Source organism: Streptomyces sp. AC550_RSS872, from assembly GCF_019049285.1.
Classification (GTDB): Bacteria; Actinomycetota; Actinomycetes; order Streptomycetales; family Streptomycetaceae; genus Streptomyces.
Genome location: NZ_JAGMUL010000098.1, coordinates 23,200 through 33,208, shown reverse-complemented (window position 1 = coordinate 33,208; position 10,009 = coordinate 23,200). Strand labels below are relative to the sequence as shown.

7 protein-coding genes and 4 pseudogenes are annotated in these 10,009 nt (G+C 66.8%); 3 read left to right on the top strand and 8 right to left on the bottom strand.

Annotated elements, in window-relative coordinates; translation table 11 throughout:
* Nucleotides 1-185: 185 nt before the first annotated feature.
* On the bottom strand, nt 186-1,301 hold the full coding sequence (locus KUM44_RS31565; protein WP_374202090.1) for an oxygenase MpaB family protein: 1,116 nt from the start codon (nt 1,299-1,301) through the stop codon (nt 186-188).
* Between the two features lie 131 nt (nt 1,302-1,432).
* Nucleotides 1,433-1,765, bottom strand: coding sequence for a hypothetical protein (locus tag KUM44_RS31560; RefSeq protein WP_217213180.1), 333 nt, complete (start codon nt 1,763-1,765; stop codon nt 1,433-1,435).
* Between the two features lie 901 nt (nt 1,766-2,666).
* On the opposite strand from KUM44_RS31560, the gene KUM44_RS31555 reads away from it, so the two are divergent.
* From KUM44_RS31555 to KUM44_RS31545, 3 genes and pseudogenes are all read left to right on the top strand, one after another.
* A complete protein-coding gene (locus KUM44_RS31555; RefSeq protein ID WP_217213179.1) occupies nt 2,667-3,275 on the top strand; it encodes a DUF6192 family protein in 609 nt (202 codons plus the stop codon).
* Nucleotides 3,276-3,370: 95 nt separating this feature from the next.
* Nucleotides 3,371-3,688, top strand: coding sequence for a RacP protein (locus tag KUM44_RS31550; protein ID WP_374202089.1), 318 nt, complete (start codon nt 3,371-3,373; stop codon nt 3,686-3,688).
* Nucleotides 3,689-3,707: 19 nt separating this feature from the next.
* Nucleotides 3,708-4,563 (top strand): annotated as a pseudogene (locus KUM44_RS31545) (IS5 family transposase).
* A 179-nt stretch (nt 4,564-4,742) separates the two neighbouring features.
* Here the strand turns inward: KUM44_RS31545 and KUM44_RS31540 are convergent.
* The 6 genes and pseudogenes from KUM44_RS31540 to KUM44_RS46015 form a co-directional block, all read right to left on the bottom strand.
* Nucleotides 4,743-5,237: a hypothetical protein gene (locus KUM44_RS31540; protein WP_217213177.1), complete on the bottom strand. Its 495-nt coding sequence runs from the start codon at nt 5,235-5,237 to the stop codon at nt 4,743-4,745.
* Nucleotides 5,238-5,331: 94 nt separating this feature from the next.
* Nucleotides 5,332-5,516 (bottom strand): annotated as a pseudogene (locus KUM44_RS31535) (hypothetical protein); the annotation flags it as partial.
* 211 nt (nt 5,517-5,727) lie between these two features.
* Entirely contained in the window at nt 5,728-6,339 is a 612-nt protein-coding gene (locus KUM44_RS31530) for a hypothetical protein (RefSeq protein WP_217213176.1), read from the bottom strand.
* A gap of 1,246 nt (nt 6,340-7,585) precedes the next feature.
* A pseudogene (locus KUM44_RS31525) lies at nt 7,586-7,805 on the bottom strand (1-deoxy-D-xylulose-5-phosphate synthase N-terminal domain-containing protein); the annotation flags it as partial.
* A 578-nt stretch (nt 7,806-8,383) separates the two neighbouring features.
* Entirely contained in the window at nt 8,384-9,568 is a 1,185-nt protein-coding gene (locus KUM44_RS31520) for an IS701 family transposase (protein WP_217213175.1), read from the bottom strand.
* A 65-nt stretch (nt 9,569-9,633) separates the two neighbouring features.
* A pseudogene (locus tag KUM44_RS46015) lies at nt 9,634-10,009 on the bottom strand (IS5 family transposase); the annotation flags it as partial.

Genomic DNA, 10,009 nt, shown 5'->3' with positions numbered 1-10,009 from the left:
CGAGCCCGGCAGCCCACCCGGGGTTACGCCCCAGGACGTTGACGGTGACGCTGTTCCCCTCGTCATCGGCGAGGGAGATCAGCTCCCTCGGAGCGATGCCGCCCATAGTTACCCCTTCAACGGCGAGTACCGAAAGATCGTCGCCCCGCCGGAGTGCAACCGCCACCCCATTTCGTCAGGGGTTCTTAGGCCGGGGTCAGACCGGTCGGGACCTGCCACTGATAGCGGCGGCCCTTGTTGGTCAGACGCAAGCCCTGCTTGAAGACAGCCAACCCCAGTTCGTTGGACGCCCTCGCCAACAGAGGCACGGTGTCACCGGCCTTTCCGTATCCCATGCTCAGCGGGGACTGGGCGGCGAGAACGAGCCGAGTGTGGTCGGCCGGCGGGACAGAGACGAAATCTGCGGTCCGGTCCCCGGCGAGGTGGCGCACCAGCGTGGGGCCCACGCCGGCGAACAGCGGGGTGGGCAGAATCTCGCGGATGAAGTCCAGGATGCCCTTCGTCAGGACGATGCCGGCCTCGGAGGGCCGCTGCTGGCGCCGTAGAACGGCGTCCACCAGAGCAGCACCGTCGTCGAAGGAGGAGGGGTTGACCTTCTCCTCGACGCCGAGGACCTGGCCGATGATCCGCCAGATGTGGAAGAAGGCGTCCCTGTCCTTAGAGGGGAGTTCGATGCCGAGCCGGGCCAGCCCGCGGGGAATGATGACAGAGAAGCACATCAGGGTGGCAGCCAGGTCCTCCTGGTTGACAGGCACGCCCCAGGAGGTGTCCCAGTCCTCCTTGCGCGACAGGTGATAACGCATCGTGGCGTGCAGGAGGCGGATCTTCTGGGCTGTACGCACCCCACGCGCGCCCGGCGCGAGGCTGCCGCTCTCCAGGACATCGACGACGAACTGCGCGGTCTCCATCAGCCGGCGGAAGACGCCCTGGGTGAGGCGGGTGGAGTGGTAGAGGACCTGTGCGCCGTCGCCGCAGCTGTAGCACAGGGGCAGGGAGCCGCACAGCAGCGTGCTGGTGATATGCCCCTGGTAGCGGCCGAGCAGGCCCTGACCGCGTGCCGTCAGCTCCGGGTCGGCCCACTCGGGCAGGACTGCGCTGCGCGTGAAGTACTCCTGCAGTTTCGGCGGCAGCCCGTCCGGGACGGGCTCGCTGTTTCCCTCCAGGGCGAGGAGGGCCTGGCGGACCTGTTCCTGCCGGCCGAGCGCGTAGATCTCCTCGATCGCGGCGTCGGCCAGGGGATCGCCGGTCTTCCGCAGGGGGGCCAGCAGGTCATCGGTCCACTTCATAGCGGGCACGCGCATCTCCGTTGCCATAGCGCTGTAGGCGGGTGGGGGGAGGGAGCAGGCAGCCCGCCATGCCGCACTTCGTAAACGGGCGTGCAAACCGCTCGACCTCCGTTCTACCGGCCTTCGTTCAGCCCCTGGAGCCTTGATCACCCGAACAGACCAGGCTGAATCGATCCGTCGTCGCTCTGGCGGGGCCTGTTCCACTCGGCGGCGGGATGCGCCGCGTGTGAGTGCCCCTGCCCGACGGAGCCGTGATGCCTGGCTCCCTCTTGATCACGTCTGAACGGCGCATGGGACTTCGCCGCCTGCCGGGCTGCGGCGAACACCGGCTTCAGGAAGCGCGAAGCCAGCGACTCTGGCGACCGCAAGGAGCAGGCATCGAAGTCGGCGCCGCCTTCTGCGCGGTCACAGACCAAGGGGCTGTTGCACTCGCCGAAATTGACGAGATTCACGGACCGCGCATCAGCGATGCCTGCCACGAGCATCAGCGGAGACCTCTACGTCTGGATGAAGAAGTGACCAGGAGTCAGTGGGAAGCCGGTCGATCCGTGGTGGGGGACCGGCCGGAATACGGCGGACGTGTACCTTTGAGCCAAGGATTCGCAGGCCAACGCATTGTGGCGCCGTGTCGGGCTGCTGCAGCAATCCGCATACTTACCGCGACAGCGACAAGGGCGACCTACGGAACGCGGCTCCCAGGCGAGATCAGGTACCCGCTGCTGCTGCGGATTCCTCTTCCAGCCGTATTCCAGTCTGTCCCCCAAGCGGAGCGTTCAGTTCACCGGCCCATATACGGGCCTCGCCATGGTCCCCACCCATACCTCGGGGTCGCGTCCCGCGACGTGGTGTGGGGGATCAAGGGCTACGCGTTCCGGTACGACGTCCATGGCAATCTCCGTCGAGCCGCAGCCCGCGAGGCGTCCTGCTGAGGCGGGTTGAGTGCCCGATCCGGCGGCGCCATCGTCTCCGACCTGCGGATTCCGGCGTCTTGATCCCCTACACCACATGGCGGGACGCCACCTACCTCGGACAACGACAGACCTGTCCACCCGTCACGACAAGGACCGTTGCAGTACTAGCCGCTTAGCCGCTTAGAGCCCATCCTTGAACCCCTGTTGATCTCGTACATGCGCCACGGTGGCAGGCTTGCTACCCACCGGGCTCTCCGCTCGCAGTGGCTTGGCAGCGGGCTTTGCGGAGCGCTTTCGGGTGCTCCGCGCGCTGGGGCGGTACGCCTTTGCGGTGGGGGTCGGCGGGCGGATTCTGCCGGTACCGGGCGGGCCGGGGTTCCCCTTTCATGGCCGCGGGTGCCGTGCTCCGGCCCGGCAGGGGGTGGGTTGTGGTGTCCGATTCCGAGATGGTCGGTAGCGTCAGCGCCACATGGTGCTCGCCGCGATCTCAGATCCTGAGGAGCGCTGGGCAGCGATCAAGAACCCGCCGCTGGACGAGCGGACCGGCAAGCGGCGGTGGACCCCGGAGAACTCCCGGCAGCGGGTCGGCTACCACGGTCCGGGCCCGGAGACGACGCAGGAGAAGGTCGAGGCCGTGCACGACCTGGTCGCCGACGAACAGGTCGCGGCCCAGGTGGCGACTGATCTTCTGCGCAGGCCTTCGGTGGCGTTCAAGGCCATGACCGACGACACCGCCAGGCACCAGGTCAATCATGCTCAGGTCGAGCAGGCCCGCCAGCTGCGCGAGGCCCACGAGCAGCAACTCGAAGGCGAACAAGAGCCGTTCGAGCCGACCGTTCGGAAGATCAACCACGCGCTGGAGTTCTTGGACCTGGTCGGGGCCTGCCAGCGGTTCGTCGCGGCGACCGGGCGGATTGTGCCGTCGCTGCGCGAGCGGCCCTTCTCCGACGACGAACGCGACACCGTGCACCGCAACGTCGACCGTGTCCGCGCCACCTGCGAGTGGATCCTCACCGCCGTGGACACAGGCCAGGTCGACGTCGACGAGGAGCTCGCGAAACTCCTGCGAGGCGAGTAGGAATGCCCCGGTCACGGCACCGGGGCGACGCGGCACGCGAGCACGCGGAAGCGATCTGGAGAGCACTCATGCAGGCCCGCCCGGCAGGTCTCCACATGCCCCAGCTGATGCGGGCCACCGAACTCACCCGCAGCCAAGTGCAGTCAGGGATGGCGATGATGCGCGACATCATCAGCAAGAAGGGGTGGCCACCCGTGATCTACACCCGTGCGGACGGCTACGAGTGCACTGCGGACCCGAATGAACTGGAGACCTACGAGACAGCCCGGGTGCACGTGCTGCTCACCGAGGTCCGCCGCCTGATCACCGGCACCATCGCCCCGCACGTCGCCCTCGATCCGGAGGGCAAACGGATCCGCCACATCGTCGCCCAGCTCAACTCGGTCGAGTCCACCCTCGACCTGATCGCCTGAGAGTAACGGGAGGCGGGCGATGCGGCAGCGGCGCTACCCCTCGGACACCAGTGACCTCGAATGGTTCTTGATCGAGCCCTTGTTGCCGGTGCCAGCCTGCCAGACCCCACGCGGCGGCCGCCCCGAAGCGCACCCGCGGCGCGAGATCGTCGATGCCCTGCGCTATCTCGTCGACACCGGCTGCAAATGGTCCGCCCTGCCACAGGACTACCCGCCGTTCAAGACGGTCTTCGGGTTTTTCAGCCGCTGGTCGGCGGCCGGGGTCTTCAACCTCATCCGCGACCAGCTGCGGCGTCGGATTCGCCGCACGATGGGCACGTCCCGAACCCGGTGGCGGCGGTGATCGACTCACAGTCCGTCAAGGTCGCCGCCACCGTCCCGCGCTCCACGTCGGGATACGACGCCGGAAAAAGACGCCGGGCCGGAAACGGCACATCATCGTGGACCTCAAGGGACTCCCACTGTTCGTGATGGTCACTCCGGCCGACATGCACGACAGCATCGCCGCCCGTGAAGCGCTCTTCCGCCTGCGGCTGATGCACCCCGAGATCACCATCGTCTGGGCCGACCTGGCCTATGCGGGCACGCTCGTCGCCTGGGCCAAGTCCTTCCTCCACCTGACGATCAAGACTGTGAGCAGGCCGAAGGACGCCAAGGGCTTCGTGATTCTCCCGAGGCGCTGGGTGGTGGAGAGGTCCCTGGCGTGGCTGTTGCACGCGCGCCGGAATGTCCGGGACTACGAAACCCGTCCCGAACACTCCGAAGCAATGCTCACCCTCGTGGCCATCACGCTGATGACCCGTCGGCTCACCCGGCCGCCCGTCCATCCGACGTCTGCAAGCCCTCGACCTGCCGCAGCCGTTCGGGCCGCGTGATCGCAGCACACCTGTTGTTGATCTACAGCGGGAGCGTCCTGGTCAGGACGACCCCGCGAACCGGTGCCATGCGCCGGTCTGCCATGCAGGTTGGAACATCGGCCGCGGTGCCTGCGGCCGCACTCTCCCTCACATTCGCACTGCCACCCGGCACGGTCTTTGATGGCTCGCGAGGGCTCTCAGGCCCGGACGGCGGCGAACTCCCTGCCGGAGACGGCACCTGGATCGCTGATCATCGTGCGGGCCTCGCGAGCGGCGAGCGTGACGCCGTTCGACGATTCGAACCCGGCCTCCCGGTGGGCGCGCTGATAGCGACTGATCGATGCCCGCATGATGACGCCCGTGCTGAGCCCGAGGAGAACGACGACAGCGAGCGACCCCAGCGTCAAGAATCCGGTATCGATGCCGGCCCAGGCCGACACGATCCCGGCCACGAGCCCTGCGAGAGCCACGTAGGCCAGGTAGAGGAGGACCCTGGACCTTCGCTCGCCGGAGGCGCTGGCACGCTGCAGCCCCTCCTCCATGGCATCGAGCTGCTCGATCTTCGGCGTCCACGTCGTCGCAAACTGCTGGAACAGCTGTTCGTGCTCCGCGCTGCCCCGGGACCGCTGCTTGATCACCGTTCCATCTGCGGCAATATGCCACTGGATCGTCCATGGCTTCTTCTGTTCCACGCTTCACCCCGCCATATCAGTAAGCGACGGCCTTCACCTCGCCACGTCGGCGACGATGCTACTTCTTCCTGGCACGCCCCGATCCGCTCTCCGGTCAGGGCCTCTGGCCGCCCACACCCAGCCGTTCCTGCTCCTCCTCGATGATCCGGCGGGCGAGCTCGGTGTCGGACACGTTCACCGCGTCCAACGTCGCCTCGGCCCGGCGACAAGCCGGTGCACGCGGACCGGTCCGACCCGGCCCATACGGTGGGCACGCGCCACCGCCTGGTGCACGAGGGTCGTGTCCGGCGTGGCGCGCTATCTGCCCAGGTCCGGCAGAAATCCGTCCGCCCACACCCGGCCGACGCGCCACCAGTCGGAGCATCCGAAAGCTCTCCGCAAAGCTCTCCGCAAAGCCCCCCGCCGAACCACTCGCGAGCCGTGGGCGAACAGAGACCCGCCGGGGCAATAAGCGAGATCAACAGAGGTTCAAAGATGGGCTCTTAGCCGCTTAGCCGCTGTAAGGCGTGTTATCCGTGTTGACCCGGCAGACGATCACGTTCGTCTCGGGGTTCAGGCACGTGATTTTCAATGCAGAGTCGAGGAGAGCCGAGAGGGGCCCTGCGATGCCATTGAAGGTTTTGACGTCGCTCGCCCCCGGCGTGGCGTCTTGCCTCGGGCCCGTGGATCCAACCAGGGTCGTCTCACCGGTGGCCTTGTCGATCACCTCGACAGTGACAGGCGCGTGGAGGAGCATTTCCAGATCGCCGCCTGTGGCCTTCTGTAGGACACTGCTGGGCTTGAGGGTGGCGTTCGGCATCTTCAGGGCGATGATCGTGCCACTGTTGGGGGTGCTCGGGGACGTGTCCGCCTCCATCCAGACCCCCCGGACCCCCAGGGCAAGTCCGTCCGGACCGGTCTGCGCGATGAGGTGGGTGTTGCCCTTGAATTCGAGCGTGAGGGCCCCCATGACGTACAGCTTCAGCGGCACATCGTCGGCCCGCATGAGGGGGATGTCCGCCGCCACAGGTGACACGGGGACCCGGGGCAGGGCAGGTGCCGCATGGGCGCTTCCGGACAGCATCGTCCCGGTGCAAATCGCCACAGCCGCGGCCACGGCCACCGCCCTCTTCCTCACGAACCCACGGCGGCCTCGCTCGCACCTGGACATGCCTTGCTGAACCATCCGGCTTCTCCGTTCTCTGCTGCGACAGGACATGCGGCGCCCGACGAAGCCAACGCCTATGCCTGGCGGGCCCGTTCATGACGGCACGGAGTAACAACTAATACACATAGGGTAATTGGGCAAAATCTTGCGGCTCGTCCTGTATCTGCTGGTACATTCACGCGCGCCTGAGCGCCCTTGACGGGGCGGGCCGCACCCCGGTTGGCGGCGATGAGGTACTGGCGATCACCCCTTTGACCGCCTGACGTACGACTGCGGTCCCCGGCACGAGGCACGTGACGGGGACCGCGGCGCGTCCGCTACTGGCCGACAGGAGCCCGGGATCAAGCCGATGCCAGCCGCCGCATGGCACGCGCGTCCGGCGTCCCATCGGAGTACCCGATCAACGGTCTTGCGATCATTCACCCTTCCAAGGCCGTGCCGATCTTCCGACGTGTCGTTGGTTCAGAGTGCTCCGGCTGGTACGGCCGACAACCGACCCAGCGGAAGGAAACCGACACAGAGGGGCAAGGTGGCGCCCTTCGAGATGCGGACGTGCGTGCTACCCGACTCAGAGTCACGTCACCCAAACGAGTGAACGCTCTGATCGGTGTCCTGTCGCAGTGCAGTTGGCAGGCAGCGGGCTACCGACCCGCTGAGCTGCCAGGTCGGTTGAGAACGTTGACCCTCGCTGTTCTCAAGCGACCCGGTGTTCGAGCAAACCGGAGTCGTGCTGATGGACCGAGTAGTTCCCCATGGTCGCTCGGGTTCCCCGCTCAGCGCGCGACGGGATGAGAATCCGTCGGTAGGAAGGAGAACGAGTGGGAATCCAACAGCTTCAATGCGACAGGACAACCGGCCAGTCTCAGGTTCGTGGCCGATTGGCCACTGGTAGGCCAAGCGTCGTGAGATTCGGCCACGAAATTTGAGATCCTGCACTGGTTGTAGGTTCTCAGGCTCCGAGTCATGCGGTGGTGCTGTGACCTGCGGTCTTGTCTGCCATCTCACGCCGTGTCGTGCGTCGTTTGTCTCAGCTGCCGCGTCATTTCCTCAGCCCACGTGTTACATGCGAGCCGCAGACCCGAGCAGTGCCTTCTGCTGCGGCTCGGGGGACCGGATGAGGCTGGTCCTTGGTCAGGAATGGTCTGATGTCCAGCCAAAGTCTTGAAACTCGGTGCCAGGCTGACATGTGAGACGAAAATCAGGATGTCGCGGGGCGAGTCGAAGACCCGGTGCAGCGCGAGCGTCAGCTCGACGACCCCCAGGTTCGGGCCCAGGTGTCCCCCCGTCGTGCACACGTGGTCGATCAGGAACGCCCGGATCTCGACCGCGAGACCACGCAGCCGTGGCGCCGGCACAGCCCGCAACTGTGCCGGATCCGGAAGCCGGCAAGCAGCTTCGTCCTGTACCGGTGGGTACGTCATCGTGTTGATCCCTCCGTGGGGAGAGGAGGCAACCGTTCGGGCCACGGGAACGGCGGAGCGGCCCTGTTCCGGACCGGCTTCGCGCCAAGGCGCCCTGACAGATGGCCAGTTCAGCACTGGGCCGCCCTTGCCCGACAGAAGGGAAAGGCGCGAGTACCTCGCACAACTCGCAACATAGTGAATTTGTGAACCGCGGCCGGTGCGGCCGTGCGGCATCGCACGGTGCGAGCCATGGTGTTCGCGTTACTGGCGGGGTGACCGCGATGCGGGCAGCCGGTTGGTCCCGCAGCGGCATGCGTATCGCGCGTCCTGCAGCTCTTGCCCTGCTGGTCGGCTCTGCGCCGAGTGCGCCGGCTTCACGCGGGGTGCGCGCGACATGCCGGGGGTGGGAACCGGCGTCGCGGATACGTCTTTAGTACTGCAACGGTGCTTGTTCTGAGTGCTGGGCAGTTTTCAGGGGTTGTGTCCGCGTCGTTTGTAGTGGCTGATGCGGGCTTGGTGCTGGCGTCGTCGGCGCCAGGTTGACCAGTGCAGGATGTGGTCGACCGGGGTGGGGCGGCGGTTGGTGAGGCGGGTGATCAGGCGTCGGATTTCGGCGAGGCTGAAGGGGATGAGCTGGGAGGATCCGTTTCTGCTTTGTCCGTGTCCAGTTGTCGGGCCCGCAGGACGGTCAGACAGGCGTGGGCGGCCATGGCCAGGGTCATGTGGCGGTGCCAGCCGGGATAGCGGCGGACCTGGTAGTCGTCCAGGCCGCACTCCTGCTTCGCGGTCTGGAAGCATTCCTCCACCGCCCAGCGGCTGCCCGCGATGCGGATCAGCTCGTCCAGCGTCGTGTCGGCGGGACAGTAGGCGATGTAGTAGGAGATCTCCTCGGGCCTGCTCACGCTGCGGCGGGCGAGGACCCAGTGCCGGCGGTCCTCGCGGTGCCAGGGCCGCACCTCGACGCGGGCCCAGTCGAAGATCCGCCGGCCGTGGGCTCCTTCGCCGCAGGAACGGCGTTTCCATTTCTGCCGCGGCAGGCCGGGAAACAGATCGTGGACGGGGTGGTCGATGGACCATCGGGTGACGACGGTGTCGTGCCGGGTGGTGGCCATGACGTGGAAGACGTCCGCCTGCTCCAACTCGAACCGCCAGCCCTTGCTGTAGCCGTAGGCGGCGTCCGCCGTGACCCAGCTGAACGGGATCTTGTCGGCGATGGCCCGGCGGACCATCGCCTTCGCCATGGCCACCTTCGTTTCGAAGACGACACTGTCGTCGATGCCGGCCCGGCGGCAGCGGTCCCGGTCGTCCGTCCAGGAGGTGGGCAGATACAACCGCCGGTCGATCAGCGTGCGTCCGCGGCCGGTGGCGTAGGCGAGGAACACACCGATCTGGCAGTTCTCGGTGCGGCCGGCGGTTCCGGAGTACTGCCTTTGCACGCCGGCCGAACGGACGCCCTTCTTCAGAAACCCGGTGTCATCGACGATCAGGACGGCCTCGCGGTCCGTGAGGTGTTCCACGACGTAGTCGCGTACGTCGTCCAGGACCTCGTCGGCGTCCCACTCGATCCGGTTCAGCGGCCGGTGGATGCGATCGGGACCCGCGTGCCCGGCCTCCTCCGCCAGCGTCCAGCCGTTCTTCCGCTGCAAGGGAGCGATCAGCCCACGCATGTAAGCCAGCGCCGACTGCCGCGGCTCCTCCCGGTTGAACCGGTGCACGAACCGCTCATGCAGAGCACCCAGTTCCCCCGCCCACAACCTGACATCAGCAAGGTCCCCACCCATAACCACACCAACGACCGAGCTGGCCAGCAGTCACGGCAAAGACCGTTGCAGTATTAGACGTCGTCTCATTTGGTGAGTCTGCGGTAGCAGATGAGGCTGCAGGCGATGGCGGTGAAGGCCAGGAAGTGCTCCGCCTTGCGTTCGTAGCGGCGGTGCAAACGGCGGCAGCCGCCCAGCCAGGACATCGTGCGCTCGATCGTCCAGCGATGCCGGCCCAGCCGGGTGGAGGACTCGATGCCCTTGCGGGTGATGCGGTGCCGGATGCCTCGCCCTTGCGCAGCCATCGGCGCACGTGGTCGTAGTCGTAGCCCTTGTCCGCGTGCAGCTTGGCGGGGCGTCGTCTGCGCGGGCCGCGGCGGGAGCGGATCGGCGGGATGCCGCGCACGAGCGGTTCGAGTGCCTGGCTGTCGTGCACGTTCGCGCCGGAGATCCCGATCGAGA

Bases quoted from the DNA above. Each gene is read 5' to 3' on its own strand.
- KUM44_RS31555 (WP_217213179.1), top strand. From the start codon at position 2,667: ATGGTGCTCGCCGCGATCTCAGATCCTGAGGAGCGCTGGGCAGCGATC.
- KUM44_RS31565 (WP_374202090.1), bottom strand. From the start codon at position 1,301: ATGCGCGTGCCCGCTATGAAGTGGACCGATGACCTGCTGGCCCCCCTG.
- KUM44_RS31520 (WP_217213175.1), bottom strand. From the start codon at position 9,568: ATGGGTGGGGACCTTGCTGATGTCAGGTTGTGGGCGGGGGAACTGGGT.
- KUM44_RS31550 (WP_374202089.1), top strand. From the start codon at position 3,371: ATGCCCCAGCTGATGCGGGCCACCGAACTCACCCGCAGCCAAGTGCAG.